Origin of the sequence: Vallicoccus soli, assembly GCF_003594885.1 — a bacterium.
Classification (GTDB): Bacteria; Actinomycetota; Actinomycetes; order Motilibacterales; family Motilibacteraceae; genus Vallicoccus; species Vallicoccus soli.
Genome location: NZ_QZEZ01000002.1, coordinates 328,051 through 348,506 on the forward strand (window position 1 = coordinate 328,051; position 20,456 = coordinate 348,506).

The window sequence follows — 20,456 nt, forward strand, 5'->3', positions numbered from 1 at the left end:
CCGGTCACGCCCGCTCCGTCCGGGCGATGAGCCAGCCGGTCCCGCCGGGCACCAGCTCGACGCGGACCCGCTGCGCCGCGCGCCCCTCCCGCCGCCCCAGCGGGGTGCCCGCGTCGTCGGTGAGCGTCCACGGCGCGAGCGCGTCGACCACGTCGAGCACGACCCCGCCCCGACGACCCGCGGCTGCCTCTGCGGCTGCCTCTCCCGCGGGCACCGGCTCGGCCGAGAGCACCCGCAGGCGCACGTCCGGTGCGACGACGCCCGCACCGCGCAGGGCCGCCAGCTGCTGCTCCCCCTCGGCCAGGTCGGGCGACCCCGGCGCGTAGACGTCGCGCAGCGCGACCTCCGACGCCGCCGCGAAGGCCGCGGACCTGCGCGCGTAGAGGTCCTGCAGCACGGCGGCCCAGTCCGTGCCGGCGGCAGCGGCCGCCGCGGACCGCTCCGCCGGCCTGCCCGGCGGGGTCGATCTCGGGCTCGTGGGCGTTGTCGCCGCCGGGGTCGCCGCCGGGGTCGCCGACGGGGTCGCCGCCGGGGTCGCCGCGGGCACCTCCGCCGCAGCCGCCGCACCCGCTGCCGGGCCGGCGCCCGCGGGACCGCCCTGGGCGCGGTGGAGCACGACCCCGCCGGCCACCAGGCCCACGCAGACCGCGCCCGCGAGCGCCGCGGCGAGCGCGCGTCCCGGGAAGCGCCCGGCGGGCGGGTCCTCGACCGGCGCGGTCGGCGCCGCCGGGCGCACCCGGCGGGTGACGGGCTCGCCCGCGGACGCGCTGCCGGGCGCCGGGCCGCGGGCGCGCAGCCCCGCGAGCAGGTCGGCCCCGACCGGCGTCGGGCCCCCACCCGGCGCCGGCCAGCGGCGGCCCGCCCCGCCCTCCGGGGCCGCACCGGGCGCGGCAGCGGCCGCTGGACCGGGCCCGCGCAGCAGCGCCGCCAGGGATCCGGGCGGGCGCGGGGCGCCCAGCCCCGCGCCCCCCGGCTCCCCGCCCGCTGCAGGCGCGCCGTCGGGCGCTGCACGACTCGGGTCCGCGGGCACCCGCGCTCCCTCCGGCGCCTCCCCTGCACCCGCCGCACGGGCGGGCAGCCGCACCGGCTCCGGCGGGCAGGCGTCGAAAAGGGCACGGGCGAGGTCCCCGGCGTGCGGACGGGCGGACGGGTCCGGGTCGAGCGCGCGCTCGAGGACGGCGCGCAGCGCGTCGGGCGCCGCGTCGAGGGCGCCCCCGAGCGCCCACCGGCACACCGCGGCGAGCGCGTGCACGTCGGCGGCGGCCGTCGGCTCGGCCCCCGCCACGACGGCCGGGTCGGTGAAGCCCTCCGTCCCGTGCACCTCGCCCTGCTCCCCGAGCAACCGGGCGAGGCCCAGGTCGGCGAGCAGGGGGCGCCCGTCGTCGGTGAGGAGCAGGTTCCCCGGGGCCACGTCGCCGTGCACGACCCCGTGGGCGTGCACGTGGGCGAGGGCCTGGGCCACCGGCGCGGCGACGGTCACCACCTTGCCCGGCCCGAGCGGCCCCCGCCGGCGCACCAGGTCGGCCAGCGTCCCCCCGCCGGCGTGCCCCAGGACCAGCACGAGCCCCTCGGGCAGCGTGTGCAGGGCGTGCAGGCGCACGAGGTGCTCGTGCTCGAGCCCGGCCAGCACCGCGGCCTCGCGGCGCACCCGCGCCCGCGCGGCGGGGCCGTCGAGCGCGGGCTGCACGCGCTTGAGCGCGACCCGCTCCCCCGTCGCCGCGTCCTGCGCGAGCCAGACCTCGCCCGTACCCCCTGCGCCCAGCGGGCGCAGCACCTCGTAGCCCGGCACCGCGGGCGCTCGTCCCTGCACGGGCGGCAGCATGGCGCGGCGCGGCGGACCGCGTCGGCGGCTGTCCACAGGTCCCCCCGTGCACGGCGGCGGGCGGGCGCCGGGCCCGCGCGGTAGGTTCGCGGCTGTGCCGGGGACCGACGTCGTCGTGGTGGGAGCAGGGCTCGCCGGGCTGGCGGCGGCCCGCCACCTCGTCGCCGCGGGGCTGGCGGTGCGCGTGCTCGAGGCCTCCGACGGCGTCGGCGGCCGGGTGCGCACCGACGCCGTGGACGGCCTGCTCCTCGACCGCGGCTTCCAGCTCTACAACCCCGGCTACCCCGAGGGCCAGCGCATGCTCGACCACGAGGCGCTGGACCTGCGGCCGTACGTCGCGGGCGTGGTCGTCGCGCTGCGCGGGCGGCGGCACCGCCTCGCCGACCCGCTGCGCCAGCCCTCCTGGGCGCTGTCCAGCGCCCTCGCCCCGGTGGGGTCCCCGCTCGCGAAGGCGCGCTTCGCGGCGTACGCGCTGCGCGCGGCCCGGCGCCCGGTGCGGGCGCAGCTCGCCGAGCCCGACGCGACGCTGCGCCTGGCCCTGTCGCGGGCAGGCGTGCGCGGCCCGGTCGTCGAGCGCGTCGTGCGCCCCTTCCTCTCCGGCACGTTCGGCGAGGCGGGCCTGGCGACGTCGCGCCGCTTCGCCGACCTCGTGCTGCGCAGCTTCGTGCGCGGCACGCCGAGCCTGCCCGCCGCCGGCATGGGGGCGGTCCCCCGCCAGCTCGCCGAGGGGCTCCCCGACGGCAGCGTGGAGCTGGGCCGCCGCGTGGACGACGTGGGCGACCTGGCGGCCCGGGCGGTCGTCGTCGCCACCGACCCGGCGTCCGCGGAGCGGCTGACGGGGGTCCCCGCGCCGCGTCCGCACGCGCTGACGACGCTCTACCACCTGGCCCCGGAGCCGCCGAGCGACCTGGCGGCGCTGCACGTGGACGGCAGCGGCGACGGTCCGGTGGTCAACACCTCGGTCATCAGCAACGTCGTCCCGGCCTACGCGGGCGGCCGCGGCCACCTCGTCAGCACGAGCGTGCTGGGCGCGCACGACGACGCGGCCACCGAGCGGGTGGTCCGCGCGCAGCTGTCCACCGTGTACGGCTGCGACACCCGCGCCTGGGAGCTGGTCGGCACCTACGCCGTGCCGTGGGCCCTGCCCGCCATGGACCCGCCCCTCGAGGTCGCGCGGCCGGTCCGGGTGCGCGAGGGGCTCTACGTCGCGGGTGACCACCGCGACACCGCGTCGCAGCAGGGGGCCCTCGTCTCGGGCCGCCGCGCCGCGGCCGCCGTGCTGCAGGACCTCGGCCTGTGAGCCCGGCCGCGAGGACGACGCCCGCCCCGCCCGCCCGCACGACCCCGACCACCCCGAGCCCCGGAGGCCGTCCGTGAGGATCCTCGCCACGTCCGGGGGCTTCGTCCCCGGCGAGCGCAGCCGCCTGGCGGTCGGGCCGCTGCTGCAGCACGCGCTCGACCTCGCGGGGAGCCCGTCCCGCCCGCGCCTGTGCTACGTCGGCACGGCCCTCGGCGACCAGGCGTGGATGGCCGCGGAGGTGCACAAGGCCTTCGCCGGCACCGGCGTCGAGGTGAGCGTCCTCGACCTGCTGCCGATGCCGAGCGTGCCCGACGTGCAGGAGCACCTGCTCGGCCAGCACGTGGTGTGGGTGGGCGGCGGGTCGGTCGCGGGCCTGCTCGCCCTGTGGCGGCTGCACGGGGTCGACCGGGCGATGCGCGCGGCCTGGGAGGCGGGCGTCGTGCTCGGCGGCGTCTCGGCCGGGTCGCTGTGCTGGCACGTCGGCGGCACCACGGACTCGTTCGGGCCCGACCTGCGCCCGGTGACCGACGGGCTGGCCCTGCTGCCGTACGGCAACGGGGTGCACTACGACAGCGAGGAGCAGCGCCGACCGCTGCTGCACCGGCTCGTGTCCGACGGCACCCTGCCGCTGTCGTACGCGACGGACGACGGCGTGGGTCTCGTCTACGAGGGCACCGAGCTGGTCGAGGCGGTCAGCGACCGCCCGGGCGTGGCGGCGTACCGCGTCGAGCGCGGGCCGGACGGGCGCGCCGTGGAGACCCGCATCGAGCCGCGCCGGCTCGGGCCGACCCGCTAGGCCCGGCGCTCCGGCCGGGCGTCCGGCCTCCGGCGCCTACGCGGGGCGGCGCGGCCCGAGCGCCGCGGCCACCGCGTCCTCGCCGGCCACCGCGACCAGCGCGTCGCGCGCCCTCGCAGCCGAGGAGCGGGTGGCCTCGTCCGGGGGCAGCGCGCGCAGCGCGTCGCGCGCGAGCGCGTCCCACCGCCGCGCGCGCTCCTCGAGGTGCCGGGCGTAGGCCTCGCGCGCCTCGCGCGCACCGGCGTGCCACGGCAGCACCGCCAGCGCGCGCACCCCGCCGGCGTCGGCCCGCAGCGCCGCGGCCGCCTCCGCCGCGGCGTCCTCGACGATGCCGGCGAGGCTGCGCCGCACGCGCGGGGGCGTCGAGGAGAGCTGGACCTTCGGGGAGGCGTACTGCACCGCGGCGGCGACGCGGGCGCCGGCCCAGTCCGCGGTCCCCTCGGCCTCGGCCACGGCGGCGAGCAGGTCGCGCGCCTCGCCCTGCTCGTGCCGGCGGTCCGCCCACAGCAGCAGGACCGCGGCCAGCGCCAGCGCGAGCGCCAGGGCCCGCCGCAGCGGGCGGGCCCGCCGCGGCGCCGGCCCCCCGGCGAGCACCTCGCCCGCCCGCCCGGACCCGTCGACCGCCACGGGCCCAGTCTGCGCGCCCTGGACGTCGTACGTTGTACGGAGTACCGTGGTGGTCCACCCCACGACAGGAGCAGCCCGTGCGCGTCACCGGCACCGCCGTCTCGCTGACCGTCCGCGACCCCTCCGCCTCGAGCCGGTTCCTGCAGGAGCACTTCGGCTTCCGCGAGGCGATGGCCGCCGACGGCTTCGCCTCCTTGACCCGCGACGACGTCGGCGTGCACGTCGTGCTCCTCGTCGAGGGCATGCCGACGCTCCCCGAGGCCCAGCGCGTCCCGGTCTCGGGCGGGCTGATCCTCGCCTTCGAGGTCGAGGACCTCGAGGGCGAGCTGGCCCGCCTCCAGGCCGAGGGGGTGGCGATCACCATGCCGCTCACCGTCGAGGAGTGGGGGGAGCGCGCCTTCCAGGTGCAGGACCCCAACGGCGTCGTCGTGCAGCTCGTGGACTGGGCCGCGGCCGCCTGACCTCACGCCGGCGCCGGCGCCCCCGGCTCCTGCGCGAACTGCGTGCGGTGCAGCTCGGCGTACCGCCCGCCGAGGGCCAGCAGCTCCTCGTGCCGGCCGCGCTCGACGATCCGCCCGCCCTCGACCACGAGGATGAGGTCCGCGGAGCGGATCGTCGAGAGCCGGTGCGCGATGACGACGGAGGTGCGCCCGGCGAGCGCCTCCCCCAGCGCCTCCTGCACCGCCGCCTCCGACGTCGAGTCCAGGTGCGCCGTCGCCTCGTCGAGCACCACCACCCGGGGGTGCGCGAGCAGGAGCCGGGCGATCGTGAGGCGCTGGCGCTCACCGCCGGAGAGCCGGTAGCCGCGCTCCCCCACCACCGTCTCGAGGCCGTCGGGCAGCGACGCGACGAGGTCGGCGACCCGCGCGCGGCGCAGCGCGTCCCAGAGCTCCTCCTCGCTCGCCTCGGGCCGGGCCAGCAGGAGGTTCTCGCGCACGCTCTCGTGGAACAGGTGCCCGTCCTGCGTCACCATCCCGAGGGTCTCGCGCACCGAGGCCGCGGTGAGGTCGCGCACGTCGACGCCGCCGAGGCGCACCGCCCCCTCGTCGACGTCGTAGAGCCGGGCGAGCAGCTGCGCGATGGTCGACTTGCCGGCCCCGGAGGTGCCCACCAGCGCGACGAGCTGCCCCGGCTCGGCGCGGAACGAGACGTCGTGCAGGACCGGCTCCCCGCCGCGGGTGTCCAGCGCCGCCACCTCCTCGAGGCTCGCGAGCGAGACCTTGTCCGCCGAGGGGTAGGCGAACGACACGTGCTCGACCTCGACCGCCACCGGCCCGTCGGGCACCCGGACCGCGCCGGACCGCTCCGCCACCAGCGGCTGCAGGTCGAGCACCTCGAAGACGCGGTCGAAGCTCACCAGGGCGCTCATCACCTCGACACGGGCGTTCGCCAGCGCCGTGAGCGGTGCGTAGAGCCGGGTGAGCAGCAGCGCCAGCGCGACCACCGACCCCGGGTCCAGGCTGCCGCGCAGCGCGAAGGCGCCGCCCAGGCCGTACACCAGGGCGAGGGCCAGCGCGGACACGAGCGTCAGCGCGGTGACGAAGACCCACTGCACCAGCGCGGTGCGCACCCCGATGTCGCGCACCCGCCGGGCGCGGGCGGCGAACTCCGCGGACTCGCGCTCGGGGCGGCCGTAGAGCTTCACGAGGGTCGCGCCGGGCGCGGAGAAGCGCTCGGTCATCTGCGTGCCCATGGCGGCGTCGTGCTCGGCCGCCTCCTGGGTGAGCGCCGCGAGCCGGTGGCCCATCCGGCGCGCCGGCACGACGAACACCGGCAGCAGCAGCATCGCGAGCAGCGTGACCTGCCACGAGATCCCGACCATGACGACGAGGGTCAGCACGAGCATCACGAGGTTGCCGACGACCCCGGACAGCGTGTCGCTGAAGGCGCGCTGCGCGCCGATGACGTCGTTGTTGAGCCGGCTGACCAGGGCGCCGGTGCGGGTGCGGGTGAAGAAGGCCACCGGCATGCGCTGGACGTGGTCGAACACCGCGGTGCGCAGGTCGAGGATGAGCCCCTCGCCGATGCTCGCGGAGAGCCCCCTCGCGACGATGCCCAGCCCCGCCTCGACCACGGCGATGACCGCGATGAGCACGGCCAGCGACACCACGCGCGAGGTCTCGCGGTCCTGGACCAGGGCGTCGACGACGCGACCGGCGAGCACGGGGGTCGCCACGGCGAGCACCGCGAGGACGACGCTCAGGGCCACGAACGCGGCGAGCGCGCGCCGGTGCGGGCGGGCGAACGCCCAGATGCGCGCGACCGTCGCCCGGGAGAAGGGACGGCGCTCGGACTGCGCGTGCATCGCCTGGTAGAGCGCGTTCCACGCCGTCATCTCCATGCTCATGGGGCGACGCTAGGAGCTGCAGCGCGCTTCAGGTCAACTGCTGTGCCGGATCGGCACCACCACGCCCTCGCGCGCCGAGCGCCGCGCGGCGTCCAGCACCTCGAGCGTGGCCACGGCGTCGGCCGGGTCGACGGGCGCCGGGCCCTCGCCCCGGACCCAGCGCACGACGGCCTCGTAGAACTCCTCCCACCGCGCGGGCTCGGCCCGCACCGGCTCGCGCTCGTCGCCGCGCACGAGCCAGCCGCGCTGGTCCGGTGCGTCGTCGGTCCACGTGGGCGCGAGCGTCGTCACGTCGTTGTCGATCGGGCCCGCGACGTACGTCCCCCCGCGCCCGAGGACCCGTACGCGCGGGCCGGGCGCCCCGGCGAGCGAGGTGGCGCCGAGGTGGCTGCGCACGCCCGAGGCGTGCCGCAGGGCCAGGAACGCCACGTCGTCGCCGACCGTCGTCACCGACGCCAGCTCGGCGAAGACCTGCTCCACCGGCCCGAAGAGGTCCAGCGCGCCGTCGACGAGGTGGGACTGCAGGTCGAGCAGCAGCCCGCCGCCCTGCTCGCTCGTCAGGCCCTCGCGCCAGCGGTCCTTGGGCTGCGGGCGCCACCGCTCGTAGCGCGCCTCGTGGCGCACAGCCTCGCCCAGGGCGCCCTCGGCGAGCACCCGGCGCAGCGTCGTGTGCACCGGGTCCCACCGGCGGTTCTGGAACACGGTGAGCGGCCCGCCGGCGGCGACCAGCGAGCGCGCGGACGCCGCGTCGAGCGCGAGCGGCTTGTCGACGACGACGGCGAGACCCGCCTCGAGGGCCGCCCGCGCCTGCTCGACGTGCCCCGCGTTCGGGGTGGCCAGCACGACGAGGTCGAGCTCACCGGCCCGGGCGAGCAGGTCGGCGTACGACGCCACCACCGCGCAGCCGGGGTGCTCCTCGCGCGCGGCGGCCGCGCGGGCGGCGTCGGAGGTGACGACGACGGCGACCTCGAGCCCCCCGACCGCGGTCAGCAGCGGCCCGTGGATCGTCCGCCCCGCCGACCCGTAGCCGGCCAGTCCCACCCTCAGCGCGCCCGTGCCCATGACCGCAGAGGCTAGGGGCAGGCTCCGACGGGTCCGCCGGTCGGTGGGGCGGCGTAGGGTCGGTCCCGTGGCTGAGCTCGTCTACGTGCACGCGGGGCTGGTCGAGTACGAGGCGGCGTGGGCCGAGCAGCGCCGGCTGCACGCCGAGCGGGTGGCGGGCCGGGTGCCGGACACCGTGCTGCTGCTCGAGCACCCGCCGGTCTACACGGCGGGGCGGCGCACCAACTCCTGGGAGCGCCCGACGGACGGCACGCCGGTCGTCGACGTCGACCGCGGCGGGCGCATCACCTGGCACGGGCCCGGGCAGCTCGTCGGCTACCCGCTGGTGCGCCTGCCCGACCCGGTGGACGTCGTCGCCCACGTGCGGCGGGTCGAGGAGGCGCTCATCCGCACCTGCGCCGACCTCGGCGTCGCGACGGCCCGGGTCGAGGACCGCAGCGGCGTCTGGGTGCTGGGCCGCGACGGCGAGCAGGACCGCAAGGTCGCCGCCATCGGCATCCGCGTCTCGCGCGGCGTCGCGATGCACGGCTTCGCGCTCAACGCCGACCCCGACCTGTCGTGGTTCGACCGGATCGTGCCGTGCGGGATCACCGACGCGTCGGTGACGTCGCTCTCGCGCGAGCTCGGCCGCGACGTGGCGGTGGCCGAGGTGGTCCCGCTCGTCGAGCGGCACCTGGCCGACGTGCTCGGCGCGGCCCCGTCCGAGGTCCGCACCGCGGCCGCCGCCTGAGCACGACGGGTCGCGCGCGGCCGACGTAGGCTGGCCGGGCGGCGACCCCGCACCCGAGCACGAGCACGACGACCCCCCGGAGGACCCCGTGACCGCTGTCGCCCCCGACGGCCGCAAGCTCCTGCGCCTCGAGGTCCGCAACAGCGAGGTCCCCATCGAGAAGAAGCCCTCGTGGATCAAGACGAGGGTGCGCACCGGGCCGGAGTACACCGAGCTGAAGTCGCTCGTGCGGCGCGAGGGCCTGCACACGGTGTGCGAGGAGGCGGGCTGCCCCAACATCTACGAGTGCTGGGAGGACCGCGAGGCGACGTTCCTCATCGGCGGCGACCAGTGCACCCGCCGCTGCGACTTCTGCCAGATCGACACCGGCAAGCCGGTGGAGCTCGACCGCGACGAGCCGCGACGGGTGGCCGAGTCGGTGCAGGCGATGGGCCTGCGCTACGCCACGGTGACGGGCGTGGCGCGCGACGACCAGCCCGACGGCGGCGCGTGGCTCTACGCCGAGACGGTGCGCCAGATCCACGCGCTCAACCCCGGCACCGGCGTCGAGGTGCTCATCCCCGACTTCAACGCCGTGCCCGAGCAGCTGGCGGAGGTCTTCTCCTCCCGCCCCGAGGTGCTCGCGCACAACGTGGAGACCGTGCCGCGCATCTTCAAGCGCATCCGCCCCGGCTTCCGGTACGAGCGCTCGCTCTCCGTCCTCACCTCGGCGCGCGCCGACGGGCTGGTCACCAAGAGCAACCTCATCCTCGGCATGGGCGAGACGACCGAGGAGGTCGTCGAGGCGCTGCGCGACCTGCACGGCGCCGGCTGCGACCTCGTGACGATCACCCAGTACCTCCGCCCGAGCCCCCGGCACCACCCGGTCGAGCGCTGGGTCAAGCCGGAGGAGTTCGTGGAGCTGGCCCGCGTCGCCGAGGAGATCGGCTTCGCGGGGGTGCTCTCCGGGCCGCTGGTGCGCTCGTCGTACCGGGCCGGCCGGCTCTACGAGCAGGCCCGCGCCGCCCGCGTCACGTCCTGACGCCCGCCCCGCCCCGCGGGGGGTACGGTCGCGCCGTGGAGCTCGTCTACCCGCCCGTCATCGGCCTGGCCCGCTCGGTCTTCGCGCTGCAGGGGCTGCGGTTCACCCTGCGCGGCACCGAGCACGTCCCGCGCGAGGGCGGCGCGGTCATGGCGTGCAACCACCTGGGCTACATGGACTTCACGTACGTCGGCCTGGCCGCCCGCCCCGCCGGCCGCTACGTCCGCTTCATGGCCAAGCGCGAGGTCTTCGACCACCGCGTGGCAGGGCCGCTCATGCGCGGCATGCGGCACATCAACGTGGACCGCGCCGCGGGGGCGGCCTCGTACCGGGCCGCCGTCACCGCCCTGAAGGCGGGCGAGGTCGTCGGCGTCTTCCCCGAGGCCACCGTCTCGCGGACCTACGAGCTCGGCCCCTTCAAGTCCGGCGCGGTGCGCATGGCCCGCGACGCCGGGGTGCCGCTGCTGCCCACGGCCGTGTGGGGCAGCCAGCGGGTGTGGACGAAGGGGCGCCCGCGGCAGCTGGGGCGCCACCGCATCCCGGTGCACGTGTACGTGGGCGAGCCGCTCGTCGTCCCGCGCGGCGGCGACGTCGAGGCGGCCGCCGTGGAGCTGCGCCGCCGGATGAGCGACCTGCTGCACCAGGCCCAGGAGGCGTACGAGGACCGCCCCGCCTCCCCCGAGGACGGCTGGTGGCTGCCGGCCCGCCTGGGCGGCAGCGCCCCCGCGCCCGACCTCCCGCCCGCCCCGCAGCCCGACCCGGCGCCCGGGGCGGAGGGCAGCCGGACCGTCGACGGGGCGTGACCGCGACGTCATCGCGCGGCAACCGGGGCGCGGTGGACTGAGCGGCGCGGTGGCCACGGGGGGCGCCGCGGGAGGGAGCCGGGATGAGCACGAGGACGACCGCACCGCCCGCCCCCCTGCTCGTGGCCGGGGCGCGCGCCGCGGCCCGGCTGCTGAGCCGCTGGGACGGGCACGCGACGGCCCTGCGCAACGCCGGGGCGGCGGTCCACGCCGACGCGCTGCGCGCCGCCGAGCGCGCCGCCGCCCAGCGCGAGCTGGCCGCGCTGCACCTGCCCCGGCAGGACGCCCGGCAGGACGCCCGGGACGACGCCCGGCACGACGCCCGGCACGACGCCCTGCGGGGCTGAGCACCCGCCCGGGCGACCCCGCGCGGCCCGTATCCTCGGCACCATGGCGAGGAAGCAGCGCGACCCCAGCAAGCAGGGACGGATCGCGCAGATCCGGGCGACGTACCGCATGACCCGCAAGGTCGACCCGAGGGTCGGGCTGGTGAGCGGGGCGTGGGGCCTCGGGGTTTTCGCCGTGCTGCTGGCGCTGGGCTTCCTCGTCGGGCACCCGGTCTACCTGGGCGTCCTCGGCGTCCTGTGCGGCTTCCTCGCCTGGACGATCGTCTTCGGCCGCCGCGCCGAGCGCGCGGCCTACGCGCAGATCGAGGGCCAGAAGGGCGCGGCGCTCGCGGTGCTGCAGACCCTCAAGCGCGGCTGGTACGTCACGCCGGCGGTCGCGGTCACCCGCAGCCAGGACGTGGTGCACCGCGCGGTCGGCGCGCCGGGCATCGTCCTCGTCGGCGAGGGGGCGCCGGGGCGCCTCGGCGGGCTCATGGCCCAGGAGCGCAAGCGGCTCGGCCGGGTCGTCCCCGACGTCAGCGTCCACGAGCTCGTCGTCGGCGACGGCGAGGGCCAGGTGGCGCTCGGCAAGCTCAACCGCACGGTGCAGAAGATGCCGCGCACGCTGCGCGGCCCACAGATCGACGAGACCCAGCGGCGCCTCAAGGCGATGGGCGCCGCCGCGGTCCCGCTGCCCAAGGGGCCGCTGCCCAAGGGCGCGCGCCTGCCCCGCGGGCCGCAGATGCGCTGAGCGCCCGGGCGCGGCTCAGGCGCGCACGACGGCGGTGCGCACGGCCTTGTCGTGCAGCCCGCGCCCGTCGCGGTCCCACACCGCGGCGGGCACGACGAGGGCGATGAGCACGGCGCGCAGCAGCCCGCGCGCGAGGCCGACGGGCACCGGGGCGTCGAGACGCACGACGCGCAGGCCGAGCAGGCGGTGCCCCACGCTCGTGCCGAGCGTCCCGGTGAGCACGCCGACCTCGGCGACGAGCACGCCCAGCGTCGCGAGGGAGTGGTCGAGGCTGCCGTAGGGGGCGACGAGCGTCGCGACGAGCAGGCAGAGGACCCAGTCCACGGCGAGGGCGGCCAGGCGCCGGCCGAAGCCGGCGACGCTGCCGGGCCCGGTCTCGGGCAGGCCGAGCCGCTCGCCGCGGTAGCCGAACGCGACGCCGGCGGCCTCCGCGGCGGCGCGCGGGCCCTCGAGCCAGCTGCCGACGACCTGGCGGCTGTCGAGCCCCGGCCGGCGGGCCCGCTGCCCCTCGTCCCCGGGACCCCCGGACGACCGCGGGCCCGAGCCCGACCTCCCCGACCGCTGCGCACGCGCCACCCGTCGAGGCTACGCGCCGCGGGCGGAGCGCGCCCGGCGGCGACCCGGCACCGACCCGGCACCGACCCGGCACCGACCCGGCACCGACGCACCCCCGTCACGTGCAGGGTCTACGGTGGCGGCACGCCCCGGCGGGTCCGTAACGCCGGGGAAACGCGGAAGTCATGGTCGGGAAACTGCCGGTCCCTACGTTGGTCACGCCCGCGGCGAGAGCCAGCCGCGCCTGCCCACCCGGAGGATGGATGTTCAGCAACGCGGACGAGGTCCTGCGCTACATCAGGGACGAGGACGTCAAGTTCGTCGACGTGAGGTTCTGCGACCTCCCCGGCGTCATGCAGCACTTCAACGTCCCGGCGCAGTCGCTCACCGAGGACTTCTTCACCGAGGGCCAGATGTTCGACGGCTCCTCGATCCGGGGCTTCCAGGCCATCCACGAGTCCGACATGAAGCTCATCCCGGACCCGTCGACGGCGTTCGTGGACCCGTTCCGGGCCGAGAAGACGATCGCGATGAACTTCTCCATCGTCGACCCGTTCACCGACGAGCTCTACAGCCGCGACCCGCGGGCCGTGGCCGCGAAGGCCGAGGCGCACCTCAAGGGCACCGGCATCGCCGACACCGCCTTCTTCGGCGCCGAGGCGGAGTTCTACATCTTCGACGACGTCCGCTTCGAGACGAAGCAGAACGCGGGCTACTACTACATCGACTCCATCGAGGCGGCGTGGAACACCGGCCGCTCCGAGGAGGGCGGCAACCGGGGCTACAAGACGCGCTACAAGGGCGGGTACTTCCCCGTCCCGCCGGTCGACCACTACGCCGACCTGCGCGACAAGATGACCCTGGCGCTCACCGCCGCCGGCCTCGAGGTGGAGCGCGCGCACCACGAGGTGGGCACCGCCGGGCAGTCGGAGATCAACTACAAGTTCTCCACGCTCAAGCACGCGGCCGACCAGGTCATGATGTTCAAGTACCTCATCAAGAACACCGCCTGGGCCGCCGGCAAGACCGTGACCTTCATGCCGAAGCCGCTCTTCGGCGACAACGGCTCGGGCATGCACAGCCACCAGTCGCTGTGGAAGGACGGCTCGCCGCTCTTCTACGACGAGCTCGGCTACGCCGGCCTGTCGGACATGGCGCGCTACTACATCGGCGGCCTGCTCAAGCACGCCCCGTCGCTGCTGGCCTTCACCAACCCGACGGTGAACTCGTACCACCGCCTGGTCCCGGGCTACGAGGCGCCGGTCAACCTGGTCTACTCCCAGCGCAACCGCTCGGCCTGCATCCGCATCCCGATCACGGGCGCGAACCCGAAGGCGAAGCGCATCGAGTTCCGCGTGCCGGACCCGTCGTGCAACCCGTACCTCGCCTTCTCGGCGATGCTCATGGCCGGGCTCGACGGCATCAAGAACAAGATCGAGCCGGCGCAGCCGATCGACAAGGACCTGTACGAGCTCCCGCCGGACGAGCACGGCAGCATCCCGCAGGTGCCGGGCACGCTCCCCGCGGTGCTCGACCGCCTCGAGGCCGACCACGAGTACCTCCTCGACGGCGGCGTCTTCACGCCGGACCTCATCGAGACGTGGATCGACTGGAAGCGCGCGAACGAGGTCGACCCGATCCGCCTGCGCCCGCACCCGCACGAGTTCGAGCTCTACTTCGACATCTGACCGGCACGCGGCTCGCAGGAGCCGCGCCGGGCACGACCAGGAGAGGCGGGCCCCGACCAGGGGCCCGCCTCTCCTGCGTCGCGGCAGGGCCAGCCGTCACCGGTCCCCGCGCAGCGCCCCGGTCACGAGCCCGGCCAGGGCCAGCAGCACGACGGTCGTGCCGTCGGCACCTCGTCCCAGGCCCGCACGGGGACGCGCAGGTACGTGACCCGCTCGGCTGACGACGGCCGTGTCCGGTCCGCGCCGTCCTCAGCGGCGAGGTGGTGCCGCTGACGCACCGCCGCCCGGCACCCGGTCCAGCCACCAGGAGGGGCTAGACCTCGTCCGTGGGCATCGACATGCCCGCGACGCCGTAGGTGATGAAGCCGTCCCGCTCGATGATGCGCCGCTCGGTAGCGGCTGCGGCGAAGTCACTGACGTGGTCGCGCAGTAGCTCCGCCTCGCTGCCGGTGCTGACGATGAGCCCCACCGCGAGGTCCTGCGGTCGGCCCTTCCGACGCCTCGTCATGTCGACCTGCCTCCTCGCTCGAGCCCGCTCGGGCACGCTAGCGCCCGATCGCCACCGCGTCTCCGCCGTTCTCGTCGACCCCCGGGCCCGTCACGGCTCCCCCCTGCACCAGCCCCGCGGGCGGGACGCCCGCCGCCAGGCGGTGGGCTGAGGTCCCCGGCGCGTCGAGCGCCGCTCAGCAGTCGAAGACCGACCAGCAGAGGGCGTTGCGCAGCCGCTGGTCGTCGAGCACGAGCTCGCGGACCTCCGCCGGGAGCTGCTCGCGCTGCCAGCGGCACTCGCGCCGCCCCGCGGCCTCGGCGGTGCCGGCCGGCGCGGCGGCGCGGGCGGCCTTGATGGCGTACGCGGCCGCGCCGAGCTCGTGCGCGGCGACGTGGGCGACCACCGCGGCCTGCCCCGCGGCGTACGCGGCGTGGCGCGGCGCACCGGCCAGGTCCCGGGCGGCGCCCATGGCGTGCCCGCCCGCCGCGCGGGCCTGCATCATGCCGACCTCGCCGCGCGCCCAGGCCCGGGCGTGCTCGACGGCGCGCCGCGGTCGCGGGTCCTCCGGCCGGGCCCGCTCGAACAGCCCGAGGACGTGCTCGGCGCACGTCGCCGCCCACAGCGCGAGCAGGTGGTGGTCCGCGTCGGTGAGGGTCCCCCCGCGGCGGAGGGTGACGAAGCGCGGGTCGCGCACCGCCGGCAGGATCATCGTCGAGCTCCCGTCGTCCACCCGTGGGGAGGCCGGGCTCCCCGGGCGCAGCGTACGGACGGCGGGCAGCGGGGCCGCGCCCCACCGGTCGTCGCCGCCGCGCCCCTCGCCGGGCTCCCGCACGGGGCCGCGGCTGAGTACGGTGCGGCGCATGCCCATCAAGCTCGAGAACGTCGGCATCGCCGTCCGGGACCTCGAGGCGGCGATCGCCTTCTTCACCGACCTCGGCCTGACGGTCCTCGGCCGCGACGAGGTCAGCGGCGAGTGGACGGACACCGCCGTCGGGCTCGACGGCAACCACGCCCGGATCGCGATGCTGCAGACGCCCGACGGCCACGGCCGCCTCGAGCTGTTCCAGTACCTCCACCCGGAGGCGGTCGAGGCCGGGCCCACCCGGCCGAACCAGGTGGGCATGCACCGCGTGGCCTTCTCCGTCGACGACCTCGACGCCGCCCTCGAGGTCGCCGCGCGGCACGGCTGCCACCCGCTGCGCGGCGTGGCGACCTACGAGGACGTCTACCGGCTCACGTACGTCCGCGGCCCCGACGGCATCATCGTCATGCTCGCCGAGGAGCTCCGGAGGGGCTGACCGGCGGTCGTGGCCCGCCCGGCGGTGGCACGATCCCGCCGTGGACGTCTTCGCGGAGATCGCCGACGAGCGCCGGGCGGTGGCCGACCTGCTGGCGGGCCTGTCCGCGGAGCAGCTGGCAGCGCCCAGCCTGTGCGCCGGGTGGCGCGTGCACGACGTCGCGGCGCACCTCGTCCTGCCGCTCGAGGTGGGCGTGCCGACCTTCCTGGCGACCGTGCTCGTCTGCCGCGGCGACGTCGACCGCGCCAACGACCGCCTCACCCGCCGGCAGGCACGCCGCCCGGTCGACGAGATCGTCGACGTGCTGCGGCGCGGGGCCGGCTCGCGCTTCACCCCGCCCGGCGCCGGCCCCGAGGCCCCCCTCACCGACCTGATCGTGCACGGCCTCGACATCCGGTGGCCGCTGGGCCTGTCCCGGGACGTGCCCGAGGAGCGGCTGCGGGCGTCGCTGGACTTCCTCGTCGGGCGCTCCGCGCGCGGCATCGTCGCCCGGGGCAGGGTGGACGGCCTGCGGTTCGCGGCGGACGACCTCGACTGGGCGCACGGCGACGGCCCCGAGGTCGCCGGACCCGCCGACGCGCTGGCGCTGGCCGTGGCCGGTCGCGGCGCGGCGCTCGACGCCCTGCGGGGCGACGGCCTGCCGGTCCTGCGCGCCCGGGCGGCGTGACCGCGCCCCCTCAGCCCCCTGCGGCGCCGGGGTCGCCCACGAGCTCGCCGAGGACGTCGACGGGGCGCCGGGCGCTGCGGCGGTCCGGGTCGAGGTCCGGGTCGTAGACCGCGACGCTCGCCCCCGCGCAGCCCGGGGAGCGCCAGGCGGTGACGGCCAGCTCGGTCAGCTGGTCCCACGTCAGGCCGCCCGGCTGCGGGTAGCCGACCGCGGGGAAGGCGCCGGTGCGCTGCACGTCGAGGTCGACGTGCAGCCGCCACGCCGGCGCGTCGAGCCGCTGGAGGGCCTCCCGGACCAGGGCGCCGGGGCGGTCCGGCACGTGCGCGGCGCCGACGGACGTGCCCACCACCGCAGCCAGCGTCGCGACTCCCGCGGCGTCGAGCTCGTCCCGGTCGCGCAGGCCGAGCAGGGCGACGGCCGACGGGGCCACGACGCCGCCCACCTCGCGCAGCTCCCGGGGAGGGTCGGGCACCAGCCCGAGCGCGACGCCCAGCTCGCTGTCCGACGCCTCGCCCGTGGTGGACGCGCGCGGGGGCCACGCGTCCTCGTGGCCGTCGGCCATGAGCAGCCCCGCGCGCCCGTGCTCGTCGCGCAGCGCCGCCAGGGCATCGAGCACCACCGCGCAGTCGCCGCCCACGAGCAGCGGGCGCAGCCCGGCGCGCCGCGCGCCGGTCACGGCACGGCGGGTCCGGCGCACCAGGCGCGCCAGTCCGGGCTCGTCGAGCAGGCCGCTCGGGCCCCCTACGCGCCCACCCCGCGTCGGCGCGAGCGGCCGCGGCCCCGCGAGGGGTGCCGAGCGCCGCGGCCGGCCCGAGCGGGTGCGCCCGCACGGCCCGGGGCCGGGGCCGCCCTTGACGCGCGGTCGCGCAGGCGCCACGGTCGGGGTCCGTACGCGACCTCGAGGAGGTGGCCCGTGACCCGCTCCGCACCGGCGCGCGGCGCCGCAGGGCCCGCCCCCGCGGCGCGCGACGCCCTCGTGCAGCGCCTGCGCGAGGTGCTGCGACCGCACGGTGACGTCCGGGAGGTGCGGATGTTCGGGGGCGTCTCCTTCATGGTCGACGAGCAGCTGGCCGTCGCCGCCGGGCGCGACGGCAGCCTGCTCGTGCGCACCGACCCGGCGCGGTACGACGACCTGCTGCTTCGGGGCGGCGAGCCCGCGTGGATGGGCGAGGACCGGCCCATGGGCCGCGGCTGGCTCACCGTGCCGCGGCCGCGGATCGAGGACGACGGGGACCTGGCGTACTGGGTGGGGGTCGGCCTCGACGCGCGCGCGGCGCCCCGCTGACGGCGCCGTCGGGCACGATGGGGCGACGGTCGGCGCGGCCGCGCCACCGCAGCGACGCGAGGAGACGCCATGGCCCGCTCGAACCTCCCGGCCGGCAGCGCCTGGGTCCGCCCCCGGCGGCGGCTGATCGGCGGCGTCTGCGGCGCGATCGCCCGCGGCACCGGCCTCGGCACGGGGACGGTGCGCGTCCTCTTCGTCGTCTCCTGCGTGCTGCCCGGCCCCCAGGTCCTGCTCTACCTCGCGCTCTGGTTCCTGCTGCCCGCCGAGTGAGGCCCCGCGCAGCGACGGCCGGCTCAGCCGGTGTCGGGTTGCATCAAGCCCGCCGACGACCGCGGGAGCACGATCGCGGCATGGCGATCACCGACGGCCGGCCCGACGGCTACCCGACCCTGACCCCGTTCCTCGTCTGCTCGCCGGCGGCGGAGGCCGTCGCCTTCTACGAGGCGGTCCTCGGCGCGCGCGTCCTCAGCCGGATGGACGGCCCCGACGGCAACGTGCTGCACGCGGAGCTCGCCCTCGGTGACGACGGGCGGCTCCAGCTCAGCGACCCGCTCGAGGCGTACGGCCTCGTGGCGCCGGACCCGTCCGCGCAGGCGGTCACCGCGTCGACCTGCGTGTACGTCCCCGACGTCGACGCCGTGTTCGCCGCCGCGGTCGAGCGGGGCGCGCGCGTGCGCGAGGAGCCGAACACCTTCGTCACCGGCGACCGCTACGCGTCCATCGTGGACCCGTACGGCCACCGCTGGGCCGTCATGACCCGCGTCGAGGACGTCAGCCCCGAGGAGGAGGAGCGCCGGCTCGCCGAGTGGGCCGCGACGCAGGCCTGAGGAGGCGCGGCCGGGGACGTCCCGGCCGCCCCCGTACGCTCGCCGCGTGGACGCGCTGCCGTACGCCGCGGTGGACCTCGACGGCACGGTGGCCGACGTGCGGCACCGGCTGCACCTCGTGGCGGGGCGCCCGCGCCGGTGGGACGCGTTCTTCGCCGCGGCCCGGGACGACGCGGTGCTGCCCGAGGGCGAGGCCGTGGTGCGCCGGCTCGTGCAGGACCACGACCTGGTGTGGCTCAGCGGGCGGCCGGAGCGCTGCCGCCGCGACACCGCGGCCTGGCTGCGCGAGCACGGGCTGCCCCCCGGCGAGCTCGTGCTGCGCCCGGAGGGCGACCGCCGCCCCGCCGCCGTGGTGAAGATCGGTCTGCTGCGCCGCCTCGCCCGCGAGCGCCCGCTGGACGTGCTCGTCGACGACGACCCGGCGGTCGTGCGCGCCGCGCGCCGCGCCGGCTTCACCGTGCTCCACGCCACCTGGATGGGCGAGGCCCGCGAGGAGCGCGAGGTCCTGCACGGGGTGCAGGAGCGCGACGGGGGCGCCTGAGGGCCGTGCGCATGCCCGTCCGCGTCCGGGGCAGCAGCCCGGCGCGGCGCCGGACCGGGCGCCGCGCGACGCACGGGAGGCGGGGGCGCGTGGGCGACGGTGCCGGGCGGTCGTCGGGGCGGCGGCGCCCCTCGAGCGAGGAGGTCCGGGCGTCCCTCTGGTTCTGGCCCGCGGTCGGGGCGGGTACGGCGTTCCTCGTCGCGCTGCTCCTGCTGCGGGTGCGCCCCGAGCCGGCGAGCGGGCTGGCCGAGCGCACGTGGCCGGGTGACGCCTCCTCGGCCACCGCCCTGCTCCAGACGGTGGCGACCGCCTCGGTGACCGCGGCCAGCCTGACCTTCTCGCTGACGGTCGTCGCGCTGCAGCTCGCCTCGCAGCAGTTCTCGCCCCGGTTGCTGCGCTCGTTCGCCCGCGACTGGCAGGTGCAGGCGGCGATGGCGGTGCTCGTGTCCGCGTTCGTCGTCTCCCTGACGACCCTGCGCGGGCTCGACCCCGAGCGCCCGCTCCCGGTGCTCGCCCTGCTCCTGTCGCTGCTGCTCGGGCTGGCCGCCGCGGTGGTGCTCGTGGCCTTCGTCGCGCACATCGTCCGGCGGCTGCGGGTGCACACGATGATGGAGTCGGTGCACCACGACACCGTCGCCAGCATCGGCACGGCGTACCACCCGTACGGCGAGGGGCCGGAGGCGCCGTCCCCCGACCTCCCCGGCCCGGCCGGCGGCGTGCTCGTCCCGGCGTGGAGCAGCGGGTTCGTCAGCGTGGTGCGCCCGGAGCCCCTGGTGGCCGCCGCCCGCCGGCACGACGTCGTGCTCCTGCTCGGGGTGCGCCCGGGCGACGCGGTCGTGCAGGGGGCGCCCGTGGCCAGCGCCTTCGCACCGCCGGGGCGCGGGGTGCCGGTCGAGGACCTCGCCCGCGACCTGGCGGAGGCGGTCGTGCTCCGCTTCGAGCGGACCGAGGAGCAGGACGTCGCGTTCGGGCTGCGCCAGCTGACCGACATCGCCCTCAAGGCGGTCTCCCCCGCCGTGAACGACCCGACGACCGCGGCGGAGGCCCTCGGCTACTGCGCGGACCTCCTCGTGCGCCTGCAGGGCCGGCGGCTGGGGCCGCAGGTGGTCCGCGACGAGGGCGGCGCCGTGCGCGCGGTGCTGCCCGACCGCGACCTGCGCTACTACCTCGACCTCGTCTGCGCCCAGGTCCGCCGCTCGGGGCGCTCGGAGCCGGTCGTCCTCACCGCCCTGCTGCGCCTGCTGCGCGACACGGCGGTCGCGGCCCGCGACGAGGACCAGCGCCGGGACGTCGCCGACCAGGCCGCGCTCGTGCTCGCCCAGCTCGGCGACGACGTGCTCGCGCAGGACGCCGCCGCCGTGCAGGACCTGCACCGGAGGGTCGGGCTGGCGCTCGCCGGCGACGTCGACGCCGCGTACCGCGACCGGGCCGGGGAGACGCGGTCGATCTGAGCGTCGGCGGGGGCGCAGGACCGGCAGTCGCGGGGCCCGGCACGTGTGGACCGGTCACGAACGGTGATG

Annotated in this window: 24 protein-coding genes; 16 read left to right on the forward strand and 8 right to left on the reverse strand. The window is 77.4% G+C overall.

Going from position 1 to position 20,456, the window contains the following annotated elements; translation table 11 throughout:
* Window positions 1-4: 4 nt before the first annotated feature.
* A complete protein-coding gene (locus tag D5H78_RS06705; protein WP_165865630.1) occupies window positions 5-1,810 on the reverse strand; it encodes a serine/threonine-protein kinase in 1,806 nt (601 codons plus the stop codon).
* Between the two features lie 106 nt (window positions 1,811-1,916).
* Between D5H78_RS06705 and D5H78_RS06710 the strand changes: the two genes are divergently transcribed.
* Window positions 1,917-3,122: an NAD(P)/FAD-dependent oxidoreductase gene (locus D5H78_RS06710; RefSeq protein WP_281268669.1), complete on the forward strand. Its 1,206-nt coding sequence runs from the start codon at window positions 1,917-1,919 to the stop codon at window positions 3,120-3,122.
* A 73-nt stretch (window positions 3,123-3,195) separates the two neighbouring features.
* On the forward strand, window positions 3,196-3,918 hold the full coding sequence (locus tag D5H78_RS06715) for a Type 1 glutamine amidotransferase-like domain-containing protein (RefSeq protein WP_119949648.1): 723 nt from the start codon (window positions 3,196-3,198) through the stop codon (window positions 3,916-3,918).
* A gap of 36 nt (window positions 3,919-3,954) precedes the next feature.
* Here D5H78_RS06715 and D5H78_RS06720 read toward each other — a convergent pair whose 3' ends face one another.
* Window positions 3,955-4,545 (reverse strand): hypothetical protein, encoded by a 591-nt coding sequence (locus D5H78_RS06720; RefSeq protein ID WP_119949649.1) that lies wholly within the window; start codon window positions 4,543-4,545, stop codon window positions 3,955-3,957.
* 77 nt (window positions 4,546-4,622) lie between these two features.
* Here D5H78_RS06720 and D5H78_RS06725 point away from each other — a divergent pair, with 77 nt between their 5' ends.
* Complete coding sequence (locus tag D5H78_RS06725; RefSeq protein ID WP_119949650.1) at window positions 4,623-5,006, forward strand: VOC family protein; 384 nt, start codon at window positions 4,623-4,625, stop codon at window positions 5,004-5,006.
* A gap of 2 nt (window positions 5,007-5,008) precedes the next feature.
* Here D5H78_RS06725 and D5H78_RS06730 read toward each other — a convergent pair whose 3' ends face one another.
* Both D5H78_RS06730 and D5H78_RS06735 read right to left on the reverse strand, forming a co-directional pair.
* Window positions 5,009-6,892 carry an ABC transporter ATP-binding protein gene (locus D5H78_RS06730; protein WP_119949651.1) on the reverse strand — a complete coding sequence of 628 codons (1,884 nt, stop codon included), beginning with the start codon at window positions 6,890-6,892 and terminating at the stop codon, window positions 5,009-5,011.
* A gap of 33 nt (window positions 6,893-6,925) precedes the next feature.
* The gene (locus D5H78_RS06735) at window positions 6,926-7,954 is read right to left on the reverse strand and encodes a Gfo/Idh/MocA family oxidoreductase (RefSeq protein ID WP_119949652.1); all 1,029 of its coding nucleotides are present in this window, start codon (window positions 7,952-7,954) and stop codon (window positions 6,926-6,928) included.
* Between D5H78_RS06735 and lipB the strand changes: the two genes are divergently transcribed.
* The 5 genes from lipB to D5H78_RS06760 all read left to right on the forward strand — a co-directional run bounded on the left by lipB (window position 7,953) and on the right by D5H78_RS06760 (window position 11,585).
* Window positions 7,953-8,684, forward strand: a complete 732-nt coding sequence (lipB, locus tag D5H78_RS06740) for a lipoyl(octanoyl) transferase LipB (protein WP_119949653.1) — start codon at window positions 7,953-7,955, stop codon at window positions 8,682-8,684. The genes D5H78_RS06735 and lipB overlap by 2 nt on opposite strands.
* Window positions 8,685-8,772: 88 nt before the next feature.
* Entirely contained in the window at window positions 8,773-9,705 is a 933-nt protein-coding gene (gene lipA / locus D5H78_RS06745; RefSeq protein ID WP_119949654.1) for a lipoyl synthase, read from the forward strand.
* A 35-nt stretch (window positions 9,706-9,740) separates the two neighbouring features.
* A complete protein-coding gene (locus D5H78_RS06750; protein WP_119949655.1) occupies window positions 9,741-10,508 on the forward strand; it encodes a lysophospholipid acyltransferase family protein in 768 nt (255 codons plus the stop codon).
* A gap of 83 nt (window positions 10,509-10,591) precedes the next feature.
* Window positions 10,592-10,855 (forward strand): hypothetical protein, encoded by a 264-nt coding sequence (locus tag D5H78_RS06755; protein ID WP_119949656.1) that lies wholly within the window; start codon window positions 10,592-10,594, stop codon window positions 10,853-10,855.
* Between the two features lie 43 nt (window positions 10,856-10,898).
* On the forward strand, window positions 10,899-11,585 hold the full coding sequence (locus tag D5H78_RS06760) for a DUF4191 domain-containing protein (protein WP_119949657.1): 687 nt from the start codon (window positions 10,899-10,901) through the stop codon (window positions 11,583-11,585).
* A 15-nt stretch (window positions 11,586-11,600) separates the two neighbouring features.
* On the opposite strand, the gene D5H78_RS06765 is transcribed toward D5H78_RS06760, so the two are convergent.
* A complete protein-coding gene (locus D5H78_RS06765; protein ID WP_119949658.1) occupies window positions 11,601-12,161 on the reverse strand; it encodes an RDD family protein in 561 nt (186 codons plus the stop codon).
* A 242-nt stretch (window positions 12,162-12,403) separates the two neighbouring features.
* On the opposite strand from D5H78_RS06765, the gene glnA reads away from it, so the two are divergent.
* On the forward strand, window positions 12,404-13,828 hold the full coding sequence (gene glnA / locus D5H78_RS06770; protein ID WP_119949659.1) for a type I glutamate--ammonia ligase: 1,425 nt from the start codon (window positions 12,404-12,406) through the stop codon (window positions 13,826-13,828).
* 313 nt (window positions 13,829-14,141) lie between these two features.
* Here glnA and D5H78_RS06775 read toward each other — a convergent pair whose 3' ends face one another.
* Window positions 14,142-14,336: a hypothetical protein gene (locus D5H78_RS06775; protein WP_133412012.1), complete on the reverse strand. Its 195-nt coding sequence runs from the start codon at window positions 14,334-14,336 to the stop codon at window positions 14,142-14,144.
* Window positions 14,337-14,511: 175 nt separating this feature from the next.
* A complete protein-coding gene (locus D5H78_RS06780) occupies window positions 14,512-15,027 on the reverse strand; it encodes a putative immunity protein (RefSeq protein WP_119949930.1) in 516 nt (171 codons plus the stop codon).
* Window positions 15,028-15,178: 151 nt separating this feature from the next.
* Here D5H78_RS06780 and D5H78_RS06785 point away from each other — a divergent pair, with 151 nt between their 5' ends.
* Window positions 15,179-15,616, forward strand: coding sequence for a VOC family protein (locus tag D5H78_RS06785; protein ID WP_119949661.1), 438 nt, complete (start codon window positions 15,179-15,181; stop codon window positions 15,614-15,616).
* Window positions 15,617-15,656: 40 nt separating this feature from the next.
* Window positions 15,657-16,283, forward strand: coding sequence for a maleylpyruvate isomerase family mycothiol-dependent enzyme (locus D5H78_RS06790; protein ID WP_119949662.1), 627 nt, complete (start codon window positions 15,657-15,659; stop codon window positions 16,281-16,283).
* A 10-nt stretch (window positions 16,284-16,293) separates the two neighbouring features.
* Here D5H78_RS06790 and D5H78_RS19255 read toward each other — a convergent pair whose 3' ends face one another.
* Window positions 16,294-17,292: an arginase family protein gene (locus D5H78_RS19255; protein ID WP_342782415.1), complete on the reverse strand. Its 999-nt coding sequence runs from the start codon at window positions 17,290-17,292 to the stop codon at window positions 16,294-16,296.
* Here D5H78_RS19255 and D5H78_RS06800 point away from each other — a divergent pair.
* The 5 genes from D5H78_RS06800 (at window position 17,197) to D5H78_RS06820 (ending at window position 20,387) form a co-directional block, all read left to right on the forward strand.
* Window positions 17,197-17,568 (forward strand): TfoX/Sxy family protein, encoded by a 372-nt coding sequence (locus D5H78_RS06800; RefSeq protein ID WP_133412013.1) that lies wholly within the window; start codon window positions 17,197-17,199, stop codon window positions 17,566-17,568. The genes D5H78_RS19255 and D5H78_RS06800 overlap by 96 nt on opposite strands.
* A 69-nt stretch (window positions 17,569-17,637) precedes the next feature.
* Complete coding sequence (locus tag D5H78_RS06805) at window positions 17,638-17,838, forward strand: PspC domain-containing protein (RefSeq protein ID WP_119949665.1); 201 nt, start codon at window positions 17,638-17,640, stop codon at window positions 17,836-17,838.
* A gap of 80 nt (window positions 17,839-17,918) precedes the next feature.
* Window positions 17,919-18,395 (forward strand): VOC family protein, encoded by a 477-nt coding sequence (locus tag D5H78_RS06810; RefSeq protein ID WP_119949666.1) that lies wholly within the window; start codon window positions 17,919-17,921, stop codon window positions 18,393-18,395.
* A 46-nt stretch (window positions 18,396-18,441) separates the two neighbouring features.
* Window positions 18,442-18,936: a phosphatase domain-containing protein gene (locus D5H78_RS06815; RefSeq protein ID WP_218566321.1), complete on the forward strand. Its 495-nt coding sequence runs from the start codon at window positions 18,442-18,444 to the stop codon at window positions 18,934-18,936.
* Between the two features lie 89 nt (window positions 18,937-19,025).
* Complete coding sequence (locus tag D5H78_RS06820; protein WP_165865632.1) at window positions 19,026-20,387, forward strand: DUF2254 domain-containing protein; 1,362 nt, start codon at window positions 19,026-19,028, stop codon at window positions 20,385-20,387.
* Window positions 20,388-20,456 lie beyond the last annotated feature (69 nt).